Origin of the sequence: Pseudomonas sp. ADAK2 (assembly GCF_012935755.1) — a bacterium.
Classification (GTDB): Bacteria; Pseudomonadota; Gammaproteobacteria; order Pseudomonadales; family Pseudomonadaceae; genus Aquipseudomonas.
The window spans coordinates 4,940,521-4,961,825 of record NZ_CP052862.1; the positions used below are offsets into that span (position 1 = coordinate 4,940,521).

Annotated in this window: 19 protein-coding genes; 8 read left to right on the forward strand and 11 right to left on the reverse strand. The window is 61.6% G+C overall.

Annotation, left to right across the window (positions count from 1 at the left end):
- Positions 1 to 60: 60 nt before the first annotated feature.
- From HKK52_RS22680 to HKK52_RS22690, 3 genes are read right to left on the reverse strand one after another with little or no spacing between them, the layout of a single operon-like run.
- Positions 61 to 648, reverse strand: coding sequence for a YggT family protein (locus tag HKK52_RS22680; RefSeq protein WP_169372665.1), 588 nt, complete (start codon positions 646 to 648; stop codon positions 61 to 63).
- A gap of 24 nt (positions 649 to 672) precedes the next feature.
- Positions 673 to 1,491, reverse strand: coding sequence for a pyrroline-5-carboxylate reductase (gene proC, locus HKK52_RS22685; RefSeq protein ID WP_169372666.1), 819 nt, complete (start codon positions 1,489 to 1,491; stop codon positions 673 to 675).
- 35 nt (positions 1,492 to 1,526) lie between these two features.
- Positions 1,527 to 2,225 (reverse strand): YggS family pyridoxal phosphate-dependent enzyme, encoded by a 699-nt coding sequence (locus HKK52_RS22690; RefSeq protein WP_169372667.1) that lies wholly within the window; start codon positions 2,223 to 2,225, stop codon positions 1,527 to 1,529.
- A 56-nt stretch (positions 2,226 to 2,281) separates the two neighbouring features.
- Here HKK52_RS22690 and HKK52_RS22695 point away from each other — a divergent pair, with 56 nt between their 5' ends.
- Positions 2,282 to 3,316, forward strand: a complete 1,035-nt coding sequence (locus HKK52_RS22695) for a type IV pilus twitching motility protein PilT (RefSeq protein ID WP_169372668.1) — start codon at positions 2,282 to 2,284, stop codon at positions 3,314 to 3,316.
- Positions 3,317 to 3,445: 129 nt separating this feature from the next.
- On the opposite strand, the gene HKK52_RS22700 is transcribed toward HKK52_RS22695, so the two are convergent.
- Positions 3,446 to 4,066 (reverse strand): C40 family peptidase, encoded by a 621-nt coding sequence (locus HKK52_RS22700; protein WP_169372669.1) that lies wholly within the window; start codon positions 4,064 to 4,066, stop codon positions 3,446 to 3,448.
- A gap of 250 nt (positions 4,067 to 4,316) precedes the next feature.
- Here HKK52_RS22700 and HKK52_RS22705 point away from each other — a divergent pair, with 250 nt between their 5' ends.
- On the forward strand, positions 4,317 to 4,739 hold the full coding sequence (locus tag HKK52_RS22705) for an NINE protein (protein WP_169372670.1): 423 nt from the start codon (positions 4,317 to 4,319) through the stop codon (positions 4,737 to 4,739).
- A 147-nt stretch (positions 4,740 to 4,886) separates the two neighbouring features.
- Here the strand turns inward: HKK52_RS22705 and HKK52_RS22710 are convergent, their stop codons facing one another.
- The 7 genes from HKK52_RS22710 to gshB all read right to left on the reverse strand — a co-directional run bounded on the left by HKK52_RS22710 (position 4,887) and on the right by gshB (position 10,946).
- Positions 4,887 to 6,158 (reverse strand): dihydroorotase, encoded by a 1,272-nt coding sequence (locus HKK52_RS22710; RefSeq protein ID WP_169372671.1) that lies wholly within the window; start codon positions 6,156 to 6,158, stop codon positions 4,887 to 4,889.
- Positions 6,155 to 7,159: an aspartate carbamoyltransferase catalytic subunit gene (locus HKK52_RS22715; RefSeq protein WP_169372672.1), complete on the reverse strand. Its 1,005-nt coding sequence runs from the start codon at positions 7,157 to 7,159 to the stop codon at positions 6,155 to 6,157. Before HKK52_RS22715 ends, HKK52_RS22710 begins: the two co-directional genes overlap by 4 nt.
- Positions 7,160 to 7,186: 27 nt before the next feature.
- Entirely contained in the window at positions 7,187 to 7,690 is a 504-nt protein-coding gene (pyrR, locus tag HKK52_RS22720) for a bifunctional pyr operon transcriptional regulator/uracil phosphoribosyltransferase PyrR (protein ID WP_169372673.1), read from the reverse strand.
- A gap of 96 nt (positions 7,691 to 7,786) precedes the next feature.
- Entirely contained in the window at positions 7,787 to 8,224 is a 438-nt protein-coding gene (ruvX, locus tag HKK52_RS22725; protein ID WP_005792259.1) for a Holliday junction resolvase RuvX, read from the reverse strand.
- A complete protein-coding gene (locus HKK52_RS22730; protein WP_169372674.1) occupies positions 8,224 to 8,796 on the reverse strand; it encodes a YqgE/AlgH family protein in 573 nt (190 codons plus the stop codon). Before HKK52_RS22730 ends, ruvX begins: the two co-directional genes overlap by 1 nt.
- Before the next feature lie 219 nt (positions 8,797 to 9,015).
- Positions 9,016 to 9,915: an energy transducer TonB gene (locus HKK52_RS22735; protein WP_169372675.1), complete on the reverse strand. Its 900-nt coding sequence runs from the start codon at positions 9,913 to 9,915 to the stop codon at positions 9,016 to 9,018.
- A gap of 77 nt (positions 9,916 to 9,992) precedes the next feature.
- Positions 9,993 to 10,946 (reverse strand): glutathione synthase, encoded by a 954-nt coding sequence (gene gshB / locus HKK52_RS22740; RefSeq protein WP_169372676.1) that lies wholly within the window; start codon positions 10,944 to 10,946, stop codon positions 9,993 to 9,995.
- Positions 10,947 to 11,171: 225 nt separating this feature from the next.
- Here gshB and pilG point away from each other — a divergent pair, with 225 nt between their 5' ends.
- The 6 genes from pilG (at position 11,172) to HKK52_RS22770 (ending at position 21,208) form a co-directional block, all read left to right on the forward strand.
- A complete protein-coding gene (pilG, locus tag HKK52_RS22745; RefSeq protein WP_111448588.1) occupies positions 11,172 to 11,576 on the forward strand; it encodes a twitching motility response regulator PilG in 405 nt (134 codons plus the stop codon).
- Between the two features lie 57 nt (positions 11,577 to 11,633).
- Entirely contained in the window at positions 11,634 to 11,999 is a 366-nt protein-coding gene (gene pilH / locus HKK52_RS22750; protein ID WP_027926574.1) for a twitching motility response regulator PilH, read from the forward strand.
- Positions 12,000 to 12,009: 10 nt separating this feature from the next.
- A complete protein-coding gene (locus HKK52_RS22755; protein ID WP_169372677.1) occupies positions 12,010 to 12,549 on the forward strand; it encodes a chemotaxis protein CheW in 540 nt (179 codons plus the stop codon).
- A gap of 217 nt (positions 12,550 to 12,766) precedes the next feature.
- Positions 12,767 to 14,824: a methyl-accepting chemotaxis protein gene (locus HKK52_RS22760; protein WP_169372678.1), complete on the forward strand. Its 2,058-nt coding sequence runs from the start codon at positions 12,767 to 12,769 to the stop codon at positions 14,822 to 14,824.
- 38 nt (positions 14,825 to 14,862) lie between these two features.
- On the forward strand, positions 14,863 to 20,757 hold the full coding sequence (locus HKK52_RS22765) for an Hpt domain-containing protein (RefSeq protein ID WP_169372679.1): 5,895 nt from the start codon (positions 14,863 to 14,865) through the stop codon (positions 20,755 to 20,757).
- Positions 20,750 to 21,208: a chemotaxis protein CheW gene (locus HKK52_RS22770; RefSeq protein WP_169372680.1), complete on the forward strand. Its 459-nt coding sequence runs from the start codon at positions 20,750 to 20,752 to the stop codon at positions 21,206 to 21,208. The genes HKK52_RS22765 and HKK52_RS22770 overlap by 8 nt, the downstream gene beginning before the upstream one ends.
- The last annotated feature ends 97 nt before the right edge of the window (positions 21,209 to 21,305 follow it).

Below are 21,305 nucleotides of genomic sequence, written 5' to 3' on the forward strand. Positions count from 1 at the left end.
GCAGCAAGCGACTACCCATGATCGTTCCCACGCAGAGCGTGGGAACGATCAGTCAAAGGGTCAGATCAACCCAAGCAGCCCATTAGGCATCAGCGCGAAGTACGCCAAACGCGGGATCAGCCAGCTTTGCAGCAACTGGATCACGATAAACGCGAAGATCGGCGAGATATCGAGGCCGCCCAGGTTTGGAATCAGCCGACGGAACGGCGCCAGTACCGGCTCGGTAATCTGCGCAACCAGTTCGGCGCCCGGATTGTGGCTGCCAGGTGCGACCCAGGACAGGATCACGCTGATGATCATCGCGTAGAAAATGATGTTCAAGAACAGCGAGAAGATCGCGATCAGGGCCCACGGCACCAGGAACAGCCAGTCGACCATGAAGCCTTTGAGCAGCAGGATCACCGCGATCAGCAGCATCTGGATGAGCAGCGCCAGCACCAGCGACGACATGTCCAGCCCGAACATGCTCGGGATGACCCGGCGCAGCGGCTTGAGCAGCGGTTGGGTGGCTTTGACGATGAACTGGCAGAGCGGGTTGTAGAAGTTCGCCCGGACCAGTTGCAGGATGAAGCGCAACAGCACGATCAGCAGGTACAGGCTGCCCAGGGTTTTAATTATGAAAATGGCAGCGTCATTGAGTCCGAGCATCATTGATTCCTTTGTAAGAGCTGATTAGCGGCCAAGTTGCTCAGCCATCTCGGCCGAACGGTGCGCGGCGGCGCCGAGTGCGGTTTCGACCAGGGTTTCGAAGCCCCCGGCCTGGAACGATTTGATCGCGGCTTCCGTGGTGCCCGCCGGCGAGGTCACACGGCGACGCAGTTCCGCTGCGTCGACATCACTGGCGACCGCCATGTGCGCGGCGCCGAGAGCGGTTTGCACGGTCAGTTGGGCGGCGATGTCTGCTGGCAGGCCGAGTTTCACGCCAGCGGCGGTCATGGCTTCGATCAGCAGGAAGAAGTACGCCGGGCCCGAACCCGATACGGCGGTGACTGCGTCCAATTGCTGCTCTTCGTCCAGCCACAGCGCGAGGCCGACCGCAGACAACAGCTCTTGCGCCTGTTGGCGTTGTTCGGCATTCACTTCCGCCGTGGCGAACAAACCGCTCACGCCCTGACGCAACAGCGCCGGGGTGTTGGGCATGCAACGCACGATCGGCTGAGCGCCGAGCCAGTTGTTCATGCTGGCGCAAGTGATGCCGGCGGCGATGGACACCACCAGTTGGTTCGGCTTGAGGCTTGGACGAATCGCTTCGCACACGGCTTTCATCGCCTGGGGTTTGACCGCCAGCACGATGACGTCGGCGTCTTGAATGGCGTCGGCGTTGTCGGCGAACACTTCGATGCCGTGTTCAGCGCTCACGCGAGCGCGGGTTTCGGTGCCCGGGTCGCTGGCGCGGATGTGGGCCGCGTCCAGACCCTTGGCGCGCAGGCCACCGATCAGGCTGGCGGCCATGTTGCCGGCACCGATAAAGGCAATACGAGTCTTGCTCATGTCAGGTCCTTATAAAGAGAGGAGTCAGCCATTGATCAGGGCTGGCCATGCATTTGTTGAGAGCCGCGAGCGCCAAACAGGGCTGTACCGATGCGGACCCACGTGGCGCCCATGGCGATAGCCGACTCAAGGTCGTGGCTCATGCCCATGGAAAGTGTGTCGAGCGGCAGGTTCAGGCTGGCTTGCAGGCTTTGCACGGCAGCAAAAGCGGCGTCCTGGGCGGCACGATCTTCAGTCGGCTCGGGTATCGCCATCAACCCGCGCAACTTCAGGCGCGGCAATTCGCTGATGGCCTTGGCCAGGGCCGGCAGGTCGGCCGGGGTGCAGCCGGACTTGCTGTCTTCACCGCTGACGTTGACCTGGATGCAGATATTCAGCGGCGGTAGTTCGGCAGGACGTTGTTCGGACAGGCGTTGTGCGATTTTCAATCGATCCACGGAATGCACCCAAGCGAAGTGCTCGGCGATAGCGCGAGTCTTGTTCGATTGAATGGGGCCGATGAAGTGCCAGATCAAGGGCAGGTCGGCCAATTCGAGCTGTTTGCCCAAGGCTTCCTGCAAATAGTTCTCACCAAAGTCGCGCAGCCCCGCGGCGTGGGCTTCACGCAGGGCTTCGGCAGGCTTGGTCTTGCTCACGGCCAGCAACTGCACGCTGTGCTCATCGCGGTGAGCAGCCTGGGTCGCTGCCTGGATACGCGAACTAACCTGAAGGATGTTGTCTGCTATCGTGGACATCAAGAGGCGCCGCCGGTCTGAAGGTTCGCGGCATTCTACTGGAATTGAGGAGCGCTATGGATATCACTGAGCTGCTGGCATTCAGCGCCAAACAGGGCGCTTCCGACTTGCACCTGTCTGCCGGCCTGCCACCGATGATTCGCGTCGATGGCGATGTTCGGCGCATCAACTTGCCGGCGCTGGACCACAAACAGGTGCACGAGCTGATCTACGCCATCATGAACGACACCCAGCGGGTGGACTTCGAAAAGCATCTGGAAACCGATTTTTCCTTTGATGTGCCGGGACTGGCGCGTTTTCGGGTCAACGCGTTCAACCAGAACCGTGGCGCCGGCGCGGTGTTCCGTACTATTCCGTCGAAGGTCCTGAGCATGGACGACCTCGGCATGGGCGAAGTGTTTCGCAAGATTACCGACGCGCCCCGTGGCCTGGTGCTGGTCACCGGACCGACCGGTTCCGGCAAGTCCACCACCCTGGCGGCGATGATCGACTACCTGAATAACCACCGCCATCACCACATCCTGACCATCGAAGACCCGATCGAGTTTGTCCACGAATCGCGCAAATGCCTGATTAATCAGCGCGAAGTCCACCGCGATACCCGCAGTTTCGCCACCGCCTTGCGCTCGGCGCTGCGCGAAGACCCGGACGTGATTCTGGTGGGCGAGATGCGTGACCTGGAGACCATTCGCCTGGCGCTGACGGCCGCAGAGACCGGCCACTTGGTGTTTGGCACGCTGCACACTACGTCAGCGGCAAAGACCATCGATCGGGTAGTTGACGTGTTTCCGGGGGACGAGAAGTCGATGGTGCGCTCGATGTTGTCCGAATCGTTGCTGGCGGTGGTGTCGCAGGCGCTGGTGAAGAAGATCGGTGGCGGGCGGATTGCGGCGCACGAAATCATGCTCGGCACCTCGGCGATCCGTAACCTGATCCGCGAAGACAAGGTGGCGCAGATGTATTCGTCGATTCAGACCGGGGGCAACCTGGGGATGCAGACGCTGGATATGTGCTTGAAGGACTTGGTGACCAAGGGCTTGATCAGCCGCGAGCACGCGCGGGAGAAGGCGCGGTCGCCGGATAACTTCTAGAGGACGAGGTGATCGTTCCCACGCTCCGCGTGGGAATGCCTCCACGGACGCTCCGCGTTCGGCCTTTTGGGACGCAGAGCGTCCCGGGCTGCATTCCCACGCGAAGCGTGGGAACGGTCAAGCTTCAAATCAGCGCTGTACGACGCGCATCTGATTCGGCTCTTTCGGCAGAACCCGCTTGGCCACCACGTAGTGGCTTTCCCAATACGGCTTCTTCAGCGTGTCGATCGACACCGCTTTGCCACGACGTGGTGCGTGGATAAAGCGGTCGTTTCCCAGGTAAATGGCAACGTGGTTGACTCGACGGCTCTTGATGTTGAAGAAAATCAGGTCGCCCGGCTTCAGATCCTTGCGATCGACTTTCTCGCCATGACCACTGGCCATCGCGTTGGACGTGCGCGGCAGGTCGAACGTAGCGTCGTTGAACGCGTATTTCACCAGGCCACTGCAATCGAACCCTTTACTTGGGCTGCTGCCGCCCCAACGATAAGGAGTACCGAGGACATTCACGGCACGGCTCAACACGTTGCTGCTTTGCTTGGTCGCCATCGGTGGCACCAGCTTGCTGTTGGCGGTGGCCAGCGTGGTGGAGCGTTTTGCGGTTTGCTTGTTTTTGCTCGAAGGAGCAGAAACATGGGATTTCGGGGTGTAACCATTAACGTTTGGAAGACGTTGCTCACGATTGGTGGCGTGGGCGGCCAGTGGCATCAAAAGGCAAATGGTTAGCCATGTCTTGAAAAATGGACGCATTAGGCAAGGCTCATATTGGTTAGCGCGCAACTTTATAACAGCTTTTTTGACCCTTCCGAGCCCGTTGGTCGATTGGACCTTGGAGTCAACGGAACCAAATAAGCTGGAAATGGACGCAATTGTCGGACACAAGTCAGGTGCTACAAGGCTTTGACGGGACACAAGGTAGCAGATGCCATACGTCGGCCACCTGTAAAAAAGTCACAAAGAATTCAACAATATTTATCTATCGTGTGATTCGAGGACATTCATGAACAGCTATCGACCGCCTTCTCCGTACCAGGACACCCACAGCAAACTGATTGGTTACTTGCTGTGGATTTTCGGTTTTACCGGGGCTCATCGCTTCTATTACGGCAAGCCGGTCACCGGGACGATCTGGTTCTTCACTCTCGGTTTGTTCGGCATCGGCTGGCTGATCGATCTGTTCCTGATCCCGGCCATGGACCGCGAGGCGGACCTGCGCTTTACCGCCGGCCCTATCGAATACAACGTCGCCTGGATCCTGCTGGCGTTTCTCGGGGTGTTCGGTGTGCATCGGATGTATCAGGGGAAATGGCTCAGCGGTTTGCTGTACCTGGTGACGGGCGGGGTGTTCTTTCTGGGGGTGCTGTATGACTTCTGGACGCTGAATGATCAGGTGTCGGTGCGTAACGCGCAAAGCCAAAGATAAGAGCGAAGATGATCGTTCCCACGCGGAGCGTTGATCGTTCCCACGCTCCGCGTGGGAATGCCTCACTGGACGCTCTGCGTCCGCTCTTGGACGCGGAGCGTCCCTGGCTGCATTCCCACGCGGAGCGTGGGAACGATCGGTTTGTGCTTACGCCTGGTGGCTGATCCGCCCATCCACCAGGGTGTAGCGCACCACGCCCGGCAAGCTGTGGCCAATGAACGGGCAGTTCTCGCCCTTGGACAGCCAGATTTCGCCGGCCACAGTCGAGGCCGCCGGGTCGAACAGCACGATATCCGCCGCCCCCCCCACCGCCAACTTGCCCGCCGGCAGGCGCAACGCTTCGGCAGGCCCGGCACTCAGGCGTGAGAGCAGGGTCGGCAGATCGAGCAAACCATCCTCCACTAACGTCATCGCCAATGGCAGCAACAGTTCAACACTGCTGATCCCCGGCTCAGTCGCGCCGAACGGTGCCAGTTTGGCATCCCGCTCGTGGGGCTGGTGATGGCTGGAGATGGCCGAAACCACGCCGGACTTCACCGCCGCCCGCAGGCCATCACGGTCGGCGCGGGTGCGCAGCGGCGGCTGGACGTGATAGAGGCTGCTGAAATCGATCAGCGCTTCGTCGGTCAGGATCAACTGGTACAGAGCGACATCGGCGGTCACCGGCAAGCCGCGCGCCTGGGCCTGAGCAATCAGGGCCACGCCGCGAGCGCTGGTGAGCTGGCTGAAGTGCGCACGCACGCCGCTTTGCTCGACCAGCAACAGATCCCGGGCCAGGGCCACGGTTTCGGCGGTTTCCGGAATCCCCGGCAAGCCAAGGAAACTGGCGGTCGGGCCTTCATGGGCCAGGCCACCTTCGGCCAGGTCATGATCCTGCGAGTTGAAAATCACCGTCAGGTCGAAGGTCGCCGCGTATTCCAGCGCTCGGCACAGCGTGCGCGTATTGCGGAAGCTCTCCAGACCGTTGCCGAAGGCGACGCAGCCGGCATCGCGCAACGCGACCAGCTCGGCCAGCTGTTCGCCGTCCAGGCCTTTGCTCAGGGCGCCAATCGGGAAGACCTTGGTGTTGCCGGCCTCGCGGGCGCGGTCGAGGATCAATTCGGCCACGGCCGAGGTGTCCAGCACCGGTTTGGTCTTCGGCGGGCAGCACAGGCTGGTGACACCGCCGGCAGCGGCAGCGCGGGTTTCGCTGGCGATCGAACCTTTGCGGCTGTAGCCCGGCTCGCGCAGGGCGACGTTCAGGTCCACCAGCCCAGGCGCGGCCACCAGGCCTTTGGCGTCGATGGTCTCGACCGGGACAAAACCGGCCGGCGCCGCGCCAAGGGCGACGATCTTGCAGGCTTCAACGTGGATATCGGTAACTTGATCCAGCCCCGAGGCTGGATCGATGACGCGGGCGCCGAGAATGCTGAGCTTCACTGGGCGTTCTCCTGCTCGAATTGGCGCTGGGCAGTCTGCCCGCTCATGGCCATGGACAGCACGGCCATACGAATCGCAATACCGTAAGTAACCTGGTTGAGGATCACCGAGTGCGGGCCGTCGGCGACCGCCGACTCAATCTCCACCCCACGGTTGATCGGCCCCGGGTGCATGACGATGCAATCCGGCTTGGCCCCGGCCAGGCGCGCGGTGGTCAGGCCGAACAGGCGGTAGAATTCGCCTTCGCTCGGCAGCAGGCCACCGGTCATGCGCTCGCGTTGCAGGCGCAGCATGATCACCACGTCCACATCTTTCAGGCCTTCGGTCATGTCGGTGTAGACCTTCACGCCGTATTGCTCGATGCCGATCGGCAGCAGGGTTTTCGGCGCGATCACGCGGATGTCCGGGCAGCCGAGGGTTTTCAGCGCGAGCATGTTCGAGCGCGCGACCCGCGAGTGCAGGATGTCGCCGACGATGGCCACTGAAAGCTTTTCGAAACCGCCCTTGTGCCGACGAATCGTCAGCATGTCGAGCATGCCTTGGGTCGGGTGCGCGTGACGGCCGTCGCCGCCGTTGATGATCGCCACTTGCGGGCACACGTGCTCGGCAATGAAGTGCGCGGCGCCGGAGTCACCGTGGCGTACGACGAACATGTCAGCGGCCATGGCTTCCAGGTTGCGCAGGGTGTCGAGCAGGGTTTCGCCCTTGCTCGCCGACGAAGTCGAGACGTTCAGCGTGATCACGTCTGCCGACAGCCGTTGGGCCGCCAGTTCGAAGGTGGTGCGGGTGCGGGTGGAGTTCTCGAAGAACACGTTGCACACGGTCTTGCCGCGCAGCAACGGGACCTTCTTCACGGCCCGGGCGCCGACTTCGAGGAACGAGTCGGCGGTGTCGAGGATTTCCGTCAACAACTCGCGGCGCAATCCGTCGAGCGAGAGGAAGTGGCGCAGCTGGCCCTGATCATTGAGCTGCAGCGGGCGCTTGGTGTCTAGAGGCGTCATCGCGAGGGGGACTCTCAATAGGGCGGATTAAAGGGCGAGGTCTTGCAGTTCGAGCTTGAGTTCCGGGCCGGACAGTTTCACCCGTTCGTGGGCGGCCAGCGTCAGGGTTGCGCCGACCACATTCGGGCGGATCGGCAGCTCGCCGGCGTCCAGGTCCAGCAGGCACACCAGCGTCACGCTGGCCGGGCGGCCGTAGTCGAACAGTTCGTTCATGGCGGCGCGGATGGTCCGGCCGCTCATCAATACGTCGTCGATCAGCACCAGGTCCTGGCCTTCGATCTCGAACGGCAAAGCCGAAGGGCGCACTTGCGGGTGCAGGCCGTTCTGGCTGAAGTCGTCGCGGTAGAAGGAGACGTCCAGGGTGCCGAGGGGCGAATCGCTGCCCAGTTCATCGAGCAATGCCTGGGCGACCCAGACGCCACCGGTACGAATCCCGATGTAGCGCGGTTCGCTGATGCCACGGTGTTCCAGGTGTGCCTTGAGACGGATCGCCATCTGGCTGATCAGTTCGGCGGGATTGGGCAGGCTCATGGTTGCTCCTTCTTGGGCCCGAGCCGGTGCGTGCGGGGTTTGGCTCGGGTTGTCGCTATAGAGAGTCGCTTGCAGCGGCTCTTCAGGATTCGATGCTCAGGATTCAAACAGTGCGGTGTTTTCGTCGAGCCAGCCTTGCAGCAGCAGGGCGGCGGCGATGGCATCGACCGGGTTGTCGCGGTAACTGCCTTTCTGCCCGCCACGATCACGCCGCTCGCCCTTGGCTTCAAACGTGGTCAGGCGTTCGTCGTGGGTATAGAAGGGCAGGTTGTAGCGGCCGTTGAGGCGGCGGGCGAACTTCTCGGCCCGCAGACACATGTCGCTGGGCGTGCCGTCCATGTTCAGCGGCAGGCCGACCACCACGGCGTCGGGTTTCCATTCCTTGATCAGGGCTTCGACCTGATTCCAGTCGGGAATCCCGTTTTGCGCCTTCAAGGTGCACAGCTCGCGGGCCTGGCCGGTAATCACCTGGCCGACCGCCACGCCGATCTGTTTAGTGCCGTAGTCAAAACCCAGAATCAGTCGCAGGGCCATCAGGCGTGGCCCGCCTGGCTGGTCAGCAGGCTGAGGTTGATCCCCAGATGCCGGGCCGCCGCTTCGAGGCGTGATTCGCTGCTGGTGTTGAAGAGGATGTCGGCGTTGTACGGGCAGGTCAGCCAGGCGTTGTCGGCCAATTCAGCCTCCAGTTGCCCGGCTTCCCAACCGGCGTAGCCGAGGGTGATCACGCTTTTCGCCGGCCCGACGCCGTCAGCGATGGCGAACAGCACGTCCTGGGACGTGGACAAGGACAGCTCGCCTTCCAGATCAACGGTCGCCTGGAAGGATTTCCCCGACGGGTGCAGGACAAAGCCGCGATCGGTCTGCACCGGGCCGCCGATAAAAATCGGCACATGCTGACAGAGCAATGGCGGCTCGATGTCAGGGCGCAATTGCTCGAGGATATCGGCCAGGTTCAGTTCTTGCGGACGGTTGACCACCAGCCCCATGGCACCATTGGCCGTGTGCTCGACGATGTAGGTCAAGGTATGCGCAAAGTTCGGGTCGGCCATGTGTGGCATGGCGATCAGGAAGTGATGCTTGAGGTAGCTGGGGCTGACGTTCTTCATGAGCGCTAGTGTGGCGTTGGAGGGGCGAACTGACAAGCTGGGGATGCACAGGAAATGGTGTCGTACGCCCCTGTAGCAGCTGGCGAAGCCTGCGTTCGGCTGCGAAGCAGTCGTAAATAGCCATACATCATTTCTTCAGGATGACCTCGTTTTACAGGATTGCGAGGACTGCGTCCTCGAACGCAGGCTTCGCCAGCTGCTACACAGACTGCGTAACCTTTAATTACTCGACAATTTGTCGCCGCGAGCAAATTTCCAGGTGCGGATGATTTCCAGTCGATCAATATCCGACAAATCCCCGGTAAACGGCGAAAACGGTGCCGCCAGTCGCACAATCCGCTGCGCGGCCTGATCCAGCAGCGGTTGCCCGGAGGACTCCAGCACCAGCACTTCATACAGCGAGCCGTCGCGGTTGATCGAGACCATCAGGCGCAAGTTGCCGTAGATCTGCTTGCGCCGCGCTTCATCGGGGTAGTTGAGGTTGCCGATGCGCTCGACCTTCTTGCGCCACTCGTCCTTATACCAGGCGCCCTTGTCGCGCATGGTCGAAGCCGCGCTCAAACGGTGGATGCGCGGGCGTTTGGCGTACAGCTGTTGTTCGTTGGCCAGTTCCGCTTCGAGGCTGGCGATGTCGCTGGACAGCTGCGAGCTGTCAAACGTCGGCGCGGCCACGGCGGGTTTGGGCGGGGTCTTGGGTTCTTCGTTCTTGGCCGGGGCTTTTTTCGGCTTCGGCGCGACGGTGGTCACGGACGCCTTGGGCGCGGCTTCCGGCACTTCAGGCTTGGCTGCCGGCGGAGGGGTGACTTTCTGCACCTTGTTGTCCTGGAACGGCGCGACCTCGGTGGTCTTGGGAATCGCCTTTTTATCCAGGGTGCCGCTGCCTTCCTGATTCTCTTGCGCAAGAAAATCGGCTTTCTTGGGCTTGGTTTCGCTTTTGAAGGTAGCGAGGGTGATTTCCAGGGTTTTGCTGATCTGCTTGGGTTCGACCATGGTAAAGCCGACGCCCAACAGCAAGGCCAGGTGAATCAACGCCGCGAGAAACAGGGTAAAACCGAGGCGATCGGCCGGGCGCACGCCACGATGGGCGAGTTCAACGGGCAGATCGGACGGGAGCGTCATAACAAGAAAACCAACATCGCGTTTTTCACAGGCCGCGGATGATAACGCAATGTTGGTCGTTTCTCGGCTGTTCTATATCAACGGGCCTTGAGCTTCTGATCGATGGCATCCATCAAGAGGCCGCCGATATCGGTGCCAAACGCGTTATCAATCTCGCGAATGCAGGTCGGGCTGGTGACGTTGATTTCGGTCAGGCTCTCGCCGATCACGTCCAGGCCCACGAACAGCAGGCCTTTTTCGCGCAGGGTCGGGCCGACCTGGGCGGCGATCCAGCGGTCCTTGTCGCTCAGCGGACGGGCTTCGCCACGACCACCGGCGGCGAGGTTGCCACGGGTTTCACCCGCGGCCGGAATCCGCGCCAGGCAGTAATCCACCGGTTCGCCGTCGATCATCAGGATGCGCTTGTCGCCATCCTTGATCGCCGGCAAGTAGGCCTGGCCCATGATCTGCTGAGTGCCTAGCGCGGTCAGGGTTTCGAGGATCACCGACAGGTTTGGATCACCCGCGCGGTGACGGAAGATCGAGGTGCCGCCCATGCCGTCCAGCGGCTTGAGGATCACATCACCGTGCTTGGCGGCGAATTCACGCAACACGTCGGCGCGGCGGCTGACTACGGTCGGCGGCGTGCACTGCGGGAACAGCGTGGCGAACAGCTTTTCATTGCAGTCACGCAGGCTCTGCGGCTTGTTGACCACCAGCACGCCCGCGCGCTCGGCTTGCTCCAGCAGGTACGTGGAGTAAACGAACTCCATGTCGAAGGGCGGATCCTTGCGCATCAGGATCACATCCAGATCGCTCAGCAGCGCGTCGGTCTCGGCTTCCAGTTCGAACCACTTCTCAGGGTTGGCGAAGACTTTCAGCGGCCGCATCCGCGCCCGTGCTTCACCTTCGCCCTGGTACAAATCCCGCTGTTCCATATAGAACAGTTCCCAGCCGCGCTTTTGTGCGGCCAGCAGCATGGCCAGCGAGCTATCCTTTTTATAGGAGATGCTGGCGATTGGGTCCATGACAATCCCGACGCGAACGCTCATGGGTTTTTCCTCGAAATAGGGTGGTCCGAAAGGACGCGAAAAAGTGGCGTCAGAGTGGCGCTGAGTGTGTTCCCGGTCAAGGAAAAACCACTGCACCGGTCGGCCGATAGATTGGATTTGGAGACTGTGCTAAAAAGGTCGCCATGTCGCGCTGGCCCTTCAGTATCAAGGGTTTCGAGCCGTCAAACGGACAAATTGATTCGCAAAGGCGACGGTAGAGCATTTATGGAACAGCATTCCAGCGCCTTGAAGGTCATGGTGATCGACGATTCGAAGACGATTCGCCGCACCGCCGAAACGCTGCTGAAAAACGTGGGCTGTGAAGTCATCACCGCCGTCGATGGTTTCGATGCGCTGGCCAAGATTGCCGACAATCACCCGGGCATTATCTTTGTCGACATCATGATGCCGCGTCTGGATGGTTATCAGACCTGCGCTTTAATCAAGAACAACAGTGCGTTCAAGTCCACGCCAGTGATTATGCTGTCGTCCAAGGACGGGCTGTTCGACAAGGCCAAGGGGCGCATCGTCGGCTCCGACCAGTTTTTGACCAAGCCTTTCAGCAAGGAAGAACTGCTGAACGCGATCCAGGCCCATGTTCCGGGCTTCGCCGCCGTTTTGCCGCAGTAGGACACGCACAGTGACGCTCGGCCAGCGGGCCCGGTGTTGACAAGAATGGGGAAGACCATGGCACGTATTCTGATCGTCGATGATTCGCCGACTGAAATGTACAAACTGACCGGCATGCTGGAAAAGCACGGTCATGAAGTGTTGAAAGCCGAAAACGGCGCCGACGGCGTAGCCCTGGCCCGCCAGGAAAAACCCGACGCGGTGCTGATGGACATCGTCATGCCCGGCCTCAACGGTTTCCAGGCCACCCGCCAGTTGACCAAAGACCCGGACACCGGGCACATCCCGGTGATCATCATCACCACCAAGGATCAGGAAACCGACAAGGTCTGGGGCACCCGCCAGGGCGCCAAGGACTACCTGACCAAACCGGTCGACGAAGAAACCCTGATCAAGACCCTGAACAACGTGCTGGCCGGTTGATCGCCCGCCCATGAGCGAGTCGCTGACGGCTTTCGAACTGCTGCTGCAGATCGACCAGCGTTGCCGCGTGCTGGCGGCGGACTTGCCGTCCCAGCCATCGCGACAGGACAGCTGGAGCGGCATCGGTTTTCGCCTGGGCGAGCACTGGTACGTCGCGCCGATGGGCGAAGTCAGCGAAGTCCTGCACGAACCGCGCTACACCCAACTGCCCGGCGTCAAACCCTGGGTCAAAGGCGTGGCCAACCTGCGCGGGCGGTTGTTGCCGATCATGGATGTCTGCGGCTTCTTTGGTCATGAGCTGTCGGCGGTGCGCAAGCAGCGGCGGGTGCTGGTGGTGGAATACAAAGACGTGTTTGCCGGATTGATGGTCGATGAAGTCTACGGCTTGCAGCACTTTGCCCAGGACAGCCTGGAAACGGTGCCGCCGAATGAGCTGAACGGCGCGATGGAGGCGTTCGTCCAGGGTCGGTTCCAGCGTGAACAGAGCTGGCAAGTGTTCAGCCCGTTTGCGTTGGCGCAGTCCCAGGACTTCATGCATGTCGCGGTGTAGGCTCGAACGCGCTGCTCTTCTGTAGCAACTGCCGAAGGCTGCGTTCGAGGGCGAAGCCCTCGCATTATCAGGCTCCGCGGTTTTCCAGATACACGGCGACGCCAGGATTTACGACCGCTTCGCGGCCGGACGCAGGCTACGCCAGCTGCTACAAGGGATCGCGTTGGCGTCGAGTGATTGGCGGCCACAGATAATTCAGCTGTTCAGGCGAGGACCGATGACAAAAGCAAAAACAGGTACCCCGGAAGGATCGCGCAGCCGTTCGCAGATCATCGTGCTGTTTATCGCGCTGATCATCTTCATCATGCTGCTGTTCGCCAACTTCGCTTACCTCAACACCCAGGCCACCTACGACAAACAGTACATCGGCCACGCCGGTGAGCTGCGCGTGCTGTCTCAGCGCATCGCCAAGAACGCCACCGAAGCCGCCGCCGGCAAGGCTGCCGCGTTCAAGTTGCTCAGCGATGCGCGCAACGACTTCGCCCAGCGCTGGGGTTACCTGAAGAAAGGCGACCCGAGCACCGGCCTGCCGCCCGCGCCGTCCACCGTGCGCCCGGAAATGCGCGCCGTGCAGCTGGACTGGGAACGCCTGCTGAAAAACACCGACGCCATTCTCTCCAGCGAACAGACTGTGCTGTCGCTGCATCAAGTCGCCGCGACCCTGGCCGAAACCGTGCCGCAGTTGCAGGTCGAGTACGAAAAAGTCGTCGAAATCCTCCTTCAGCGTGGCGCCCCGGCAGCCCAGGTCGCCATGGCCCAGCGTCAGTCATTGCTGGCTGAACGGATTCTCGGTGCCGTGAATACCGTGCTCTCCGGCGACGAAAACTCCCAGCAAGCCGCCGACGCCTTCGGCCGCGATGCCGCACGTTTCGGCCTGGTGCTCAACGGCATGCTCCAGGGCAATCCGGCGCTGAAAGTCAGCCAGGTCGAAGACAAGGATGCCCGGGCGCGCCTGACCGAAATCTCCGAACTGTTCGAATTCGTCTCCGGTTCGGTGGATGAAATCCTCGAAACCTCGCCGGAGCTGTTCAAGGTCCGCGAATCGGCCACCAGCATCTTCACCTTGTCGCAAACCTTGCTCGATGAAGCCTCGCACCTGGCCACCGGTTTCGAAAACCTCGCCGGCGGGCGCAACACCGACACTATCGGCGGCTACGTGCTGGGCCTGTTGGCGCTGATGTCGATCATCCTCATTGGCCTGGTGATGGTTCGCGAAACCAACCGCCAGCTCCAGGAAACCGCCGAGAAGAACGAGCGCAACCAAAACGCGATCATGCGTCTGCTCGACGAAATCGAAGACCTGGCCGACGGCGACCTGACCGTGACTGCTTCGGTGACCGAAGACTTCACCGGCACCATCGCCGACTCGATCAACTATTCCGTGGACCAGCTGCGCGATCTGGTGGCCACCATCAACCTCACTGCCGGCCAAGTCGCCGCCGCCGTGCAGGAAACCCAGGCCACCGCCATGCACCTGGCCCAGGCCTCGGAGCATCAGGCGCAGCAGATTTCCGAAGCTTCGACGGCGATCAACGACATGGCGCAGTCCATCGATCAGGTCTCGGCCAACGCCGCCGAATCCTCAGCGGTGGCCGAGCGTTCGGTGGAAATCGCCAACAAGGGCAACGAGGTGGTGCACAACACCATCCACGGCATGGACAACATTCGCGAACAGATCCAGGACACCGCCAAACGCATCAAGCGCCTGGGCGAGTCTTCCCAGGAAATCGGCGACATCGTCAGCCTGATCGACGACATTGCCGACCAGACCAACATCCTGGCGCTCAACGCAGCGATCCAGGCCTCGATGGCTGGTGATGCCGGGCGCGGCTTTGCCGTGGTCGCCGACGAAGTCCAGCGTTTGGCCGAACGTTCGTCCGCCGCGACCCGACAAATTGAAACCCTGGTCCGGGCGATCCAGACTGATACCAATGAAGCGGTGATTTCCATGGAGCAGACCACCACCGAAGTGGTGCGTGGCGCGCGGCTGGCGCAGGATGCCGGTGTGGCCCTGGAAGAAATCGAAGGCGTGTCGAAGACGTTGGCGGCGCTGATCCAGAGCATTTCCAACGCCGCGCAGCAACAGACGTCGTCGGCGGGGCAGATTTCCCTGACCATGAACGTGATCCAGCAGATCACCTCGCAGACCTCGTCCGGTTCCACGGCGACCGCCGAAAGCATCGGCAACCTGGCGAAAATGGCCAGCCAGTTGCGCCGCTCGGTGTCGGGTTTCACCTTGCCGACCGAGCCCAAGCCGGCCACGGACAAGGCTTGAACCGCCTGCGGGCGTAAAGAATGAAGAGTGGAGTGGTTATGGGTGATCGGCACGACTATGTGGCCCTCGAGTGGGTCAAAGGCGAGATTGCCGAAACGCTGAAGCAGGCTCATCAGGCGTTGGAGCAACTGCTGGATGACCCGCAGGCGACTTACGCGCTGGGCGAGTGCCTGGCGTGCATCCATCAGGTCCACGGCGGTTTGCAGATGGTCGAGTTCTACGGCGCGGCCCTGCTCGCCGAAGAGATGGAGCAACTGACTGCTGCCCTGCAACAAAACCGCGTCAGTCATCGCGATGAAGCCATTCATCTGTTAAGACAGGCCTTGGGGCAGTTGCCGATCTACCTCGACCGGGTGCAAGGCGCCCGCCGCGACTTGCCGCTGGTGGTGCTGCCGCTGATCAACGATCTGCGCAGCGCCCGGGGTGAAAGCCTGCTCTCGGAAACCAGCCTGTTCAGCCCGCAACTGCCGGACTTGCCGGCGCTGGATCAAGACGATCTGGCGCTGCTGGAACCACCCGAACTACCGAATGTGCTGCGCAAGTTGCGGCAGATGTTGCAAATGGCGTTGGTCGGTTTGCTTCGCGAACAGGATGGCGAGACGAATCTGGATTACCTGACCAAGGTCTTCACCAAGCTTGAAACGTTGTGCGGTAACGCGCCGCTGAGCCCGTTGTGGCAGGTCGCTTCGGCGCTGGTCGAAGGCCTGCGCAACGGCGCGATTGCCAACAGCCCGGCCCTGCGTAGTCTGTTCAAGGACGCCGACAAGGAACTCAAACGCTTGCTGGAACAAGGCATGGCCGGGGTCAATCAGGCGCCGCCGCCCGAGCTGCTTAAAAGCTTGTTGTTCTACATTGCCAAAGCCGAACATCCCACCGGGCAGATGCTGACCATGAAAGATCGCTACGGACTGGACGATGCGCTGCCTGACAGCGCGATGGTCGACGAAGAACGCGCACGCCTCGCCGGCCCCGACCGCGATGCCATGCGCTCGGTGCTCGCCGCCCTGTGCGAAGAACTGGTGCGGGTCAAGGAACGCCTGGACCTGTTCGTGCGCAGCGATCGCCAGCACACCTCCGACCTGGAAAGCCTGCTGGCGCCGCTGCGGCAAATCGCCGACACCCTGGCGGTGCTCGGTTTTGGCCAGCCGCGCAAGGTCATCATCGATCAACTGGCGGTGGTGTTGAGCCTGGCCCAAGGGCAACGCGAACCCAACGACGCGATCCTCATGGACGTGGCCGGGGCGTTGCTCTACGTCGAAGCGACGCTGGCCGGGATGGTCGGCACCGTGGAGCCGGAGAGCCAGGAAGAAAGTCGCCTGCCCACCACCGACCTGACGCAGATTCATCAGATCGTCATCCGCGAAGCGCGGATCTGCCTGCAACAAGCCAAGGACATGATCGTCGACTACATCGATGCCGATTGGGATCGCCAGCAACTGCAACCGTTGCCGGCATTGCTGACCCAGGTTCGTGGTGCGTTGGCGATGATTCCGCTGAGCCGCGCCGCGAGCCTGATCGAAGCCTGCAACGGCTTCATCCGCGAGCACTTGCTGGTGGACACTGATCACCCCGGCTGGCAGCAACTGGACAGCCTCGCCGACGTCATCACCAGCATCGAGTATTACCTGGAACGTCTGAACGACGACCCGCAAGAGGCGGGCGAACACCTGCTCGATGTCGCGGAAAACAGCCTGGCCGCCCTCGGGTTTTTTCCCAGCGAAAAACTCGTACCGGTGCTGGAAGACGTGCTCAGCCCCAACGAAGCCCAGGTCATGCAAGACCTTCAGGAGCTGGACGATCCCGAAACTGTGCAATCCCTGGCCGCTGTATTGGCCAGCCCGGTGTCCGCCGTCAACCCGCCCGCCCTGAACACCCCGGGCAGCCTGTTACCGCCGCCAGTGGGCGAAGAACCGGTGGACGATGAACTGCGGGAAGTGTTCCTCGAAGAAACCGACGAAGTTCTGGAAGTGCTGCGCGAATACTTGCCGCGCTGGTCGGCCAACGTGGGCGACACTGCTGCCTTGAGCGAACTGCGTCGCGCCTTCCACACCTTGAAAGGCAGCGGCCGAATGGTCCGCGCGTTGGTGCTCGGTGAGCTGGCCTGGGCCGTGGAAAACCTGCTCAACCGCGTGCTGGAGCACAGCGTGGAACCTGGGCCGGCGGTGCAACAACTGCTGACCGACGCCCTGAACCTGCTGCCGGAACTGATCACCGATTTTGCCGGCAATGCCCAGCGCCAGCGCGACGATGTGGACCGCTTCGCCGCCCGGGCTCACGCCTTGGCCAAGGGCGATGCAACGCTGTCCGACGAGGACACCCAGGACGTCGCCGCTCTCGATCCGTTGTTGCTGGAGATCTTTCGCAACGAAGCCGAAACCCACCTCGCCAGCCTCAATCGCTACCTCGATCAAGCCGCCGAGCATGTGCCGCTGCAAGCCAGCGACGAGTTGCAGCGTGCCTTGCATACGCTCAAGGGCAGCGCCTCGATGGCTGGCGTGTTGCCGATTGCCGAACTCGCCGCGCCGCTGGATCACTTGGCCCGCGAGTACAAGGCGCACCTGATTGCGCTGGACTTGGATGAAGTCGAATTGCTGCTGGAAGCCGAAGGGCTGTTCCGCCTCGGCTTGCGTCAGCTAAAGACTGATCCGTTGGCCGAGATTCCTGGCGCCCGTTCGTTGATCGAGCGCACGCAAACCCTGCTGGACGAACGCCTGGAAGCCATCCTCAGCGCGCCGAACCGGGGCTTGCGGATCAAGCGTGATCCACAACTGATCAACAACTTCCTCGCCCAAGGCATGGACATCCTGCTCGACGCGGAAAGCCTGCTGCGGCGCTGGCAGCAACACCCCGGCGAACGTCAGGAACTCAGCGCATTGCTGGACGAGTTGACCACCCTCGGCGAAGGCGCGCACCTGGCCGATCTGCACCCGGTGGATGAACTGTGCGAAGCCTTGCTCGACCTGTATGGCGCGGTGGAAGAGAGCAGCCTGGCGGTTAGCGACGAGTTTTTCCATGAAGCGCAAAGTGCCCACGAAGCGCTGATCAACATGCTCGACGAACTGGCTGCTGGCCAGGAAGTCAGCCCGCAACCGGAGCGGATCCGGGCCTTGCGTGGTCTGCTCGATACGAGTCTCGACCCGTCGGCCATGGGTCTGATTCGTAGTGACGGCAGCCGTAGTTTGAGCATTCGTGAACTGGGCACTGCCACCGCTGAGCTTTCACAGACAGCGACGCAGATTGAACACGACGATGAGATCGTTTCGATCTTCCTTGAAGAAGCGGTGGATATCCTCGAAAGCGCCGGCCAGGCTTTGCAGCGCTGGCTGAGCGACCCGGACAACGCCGCGCCGTTGTCGTCCTTGCAGCGGGATTTGCACACCCTCAAGGGCGGCGCGCGCATGGCCGAGGTCGAGGCGGTCGGTAACCTGGCCCATGAACTGGAAAACCTTTACGAAGGTTTGGTTGATCGCCGTTTTAGCCACAGCGAAGCACTGGCGCGGTTGCTGCAAACCAGCCATGACCGCTTGGCGGTGCTGCTTGAACAGTTGCAGAGCCAGAAGCCGTTGGGCGATCCCGACGAACTGATTGAAGCCATTCGCACCTTTCGCCAGGGCAATACCGGCACGCCGGAACCGGTCGAACCGGCCCACGAACATGATTCGCCGGGGCATGACCCTGAGCTGCTGGAGATCTTCCTTGAAGAAGGTTTCGACATCATCGAAAACTCTGGCGCGGCGCTGGTGCGCTGGCAGGCCGAGCCGTCGAATCGCCAGGAAGTGGAAACCCTGCTGCGGGATTTGCACACGCTGAAGGGCGGCGCGCGGATGGTGGAAATCGCCCCGATTGGCGATTTGGCCCATGAACTGGAATTCCTCTACGAAGGCCTGTCGGCGGGTGTGCTGCAACCGACGGCGCCGCTGTTCACGCTGTTGCAAAGCAGCCACGACCGACTGGCGCAGATGCTCGACGCTACCCGCGCCGGGCAACCTTGCCCGCCGGCAGATCGGCTGATCGATGCGATCAAGAACTTCAGCCATCCGGCGGTGCCCGAAGCGCCGGTCGTTGCGCCCGTTACGGTTAAGGTTGAAACACCGGCACCGGATGCCGGCGCGGACATGGTCAAGGTTTCGGCAGAACTGCTGGACGATCTGGTCAACCTCGCCGGGGAAACCTCGATCTTCCGTGGCCGTATCGAGCAACAGGTCAACGACGCCCGCGTGGCCCTGAGCGAGATGGAAACCACCATCGAGCGTATGCGCGATCAGTTGCGCCGGCTCGATACCGAAACCCAAGGGCGGATTCTCAGCCGTCAGCAAGTCGAAGCCGAACGCCTGGGCTACGAAGAATTCGATCCGCTGGAAATGGACCGCCACTCGCAATTGCAGCAACTGTCCCGCGCCTTGTTCGAATCCGCCTCCGACTTGCTCGACCTCAAGGAAACCCTCGACCGGACCAATCAGGACGCGGAAAACCTGCTGCAACAGCAGGGCCGCATCAACACCGAATTGCAGGAAGGCCTGATGCGCACGCGCATGGTGCCGTTCGAACGGATGCTGCCGCGTTTGAAACGCATCGTCCGCCAGGTGTCCGGCGAGTTGGGCAAGGACGTGGAATTCGTCGTCGGCAACGCTGAAGGCGAGATGGATCGCAACGTGCTGGAACGCATGGCCGCGCCGCTGGAACACATGCTGCGTAACGCCGTGGATCATGGCTTGGAGTCTGCCGACGTGCGGATCGCGGCGGGTAAACCGGCTCAGGGCCGCATCACCCTTGATCTGTCGCGAGAGGGTGGCGACATCATTTTCGACATCCGCGACGACGGCGCCGGCGTGCCGCTGGACGCGGTGCGGCGCAAGGCGATCAAGCGCGGCATGCTCGCGCCGGACAGCGACATCAGCGACCGCGACGTGCTGCAATTCATCTTGCAACCGGGGTTCTCCACCGCCGAAAAAATCACCCAGATTTCCGGGCGTGGCGTGGGTATGGACGTGGTGCATGAAGAGGTGCGGCAGCTTGGTGGCAGCATGTTTATCGATTCTGTGCCGGGGCAGGGCGTGCATTTTCGCATTCGCTTGCCGTTTACCGTGTCGGTCAACCGGGCGCTGATGGTGCAGTGCTTTGATGATCAATACGCGATCCCGCTGAACACCATCGACGGCATCGTCCGCGTGTTGCCCAACGAACTCGAAGGCCATTACCGCCTCGATCCGCCGACCTACAAATACGCCGGGCAGCACTACGAACTGTGCTACCTCGGCGAACTGCTGAAAACCAGCACCCGCCCGAAACTGCTGGGCCAGAGCCTGCCGTTGCCGGTGTTGCTGGTGCAATGCAACGAGCGGCACATCGCGGTGCAGGTGGACTCCATGGCCGGCACCCGGGAGATCGTGGTCAAGAGCCTCGGCCCGCAATTTGCGGCGGTGCAGGGCTTGTCCGGGGCGACGATTCTCGGGGATGGCCGCGTGGTGCTGATTCTTGATTTGCTCGCGCCGATCCGCGCGATGCAGGCCCGTGTGCCACAACGACCGGTGACTCAGGATGTCGAAGCCGAGCCGCACAAGCCATTGCTGGTTTTGGTGGTGGACGACTCGGTGACCGTGCGCAAGGTCACCAGCCGTTTGCTTGAACGCCACGGCATGAACGTGCTGACCGCCAAGGACGGGGTCGATGCCATGCTGCTGCTCGAAGATCACCTGCCCGACGTGATGCTGCTGGACATCGAAATGCCGCGCATGGACGGCTTCGAAGTCGCCACTCAGGTGCGCGCCGACGAACGCCTGCAACACCTGCCGATCATCATGATCACCTCGCGCACCGGCCAAAAACACCGCGACCGTGCGATGGCCATCGGCGTCAACGACTACCTCGGCAAGCCATATCAGGAATCGGTGCTGCTCGAAAGCATCGCCCTGTGGAGCAGAACCCATGCTTGAGCATCGCACCAGCAACCTCACCGGGCTGTTGCTGCCCTTGGCGGATCGCAATTTGATCCTGCCCAACGTCGCGGTTGCGGAGCTGATCGACTATCAGCCGGCGGCGTTCGACCTTGATACACCGCCGTGGTATCTGGGGCTGGTGACGTGGCGGGATCGGCAGATTCCGTTGCTCAGTTTTGAGTCGGCGTGTGGCCAGAAAGTGGTGATTGGCGAGCGCGTACGGATCGTTATCCTCAATGCACTGGGCGGGCGACCGGAGTTGAAGTTCATTGCCCTGCTGGTGCAGGGGATTCCGCGGTCTTACAAGCTCGATAGCCAGTTGAGCTATGTGGATGTGCCGCTGTGTCCGCTGGAACAGGCGGCGGTGCAGATCGGGGAGCAGGTGGCGAAGGTGCCGGATTTGCTGGCGCTGGAAGAACTGCTGATCACTGCCGGCCTAACCCACTGATCGTTCCCACGCGCAGCAAAGGAATGCCTCAAGGGACGCTCCGCGTTCCAGCTCTCGAATGGGACGCAGAGCGTCCCGGGCTGCATTCCTTTGCTGC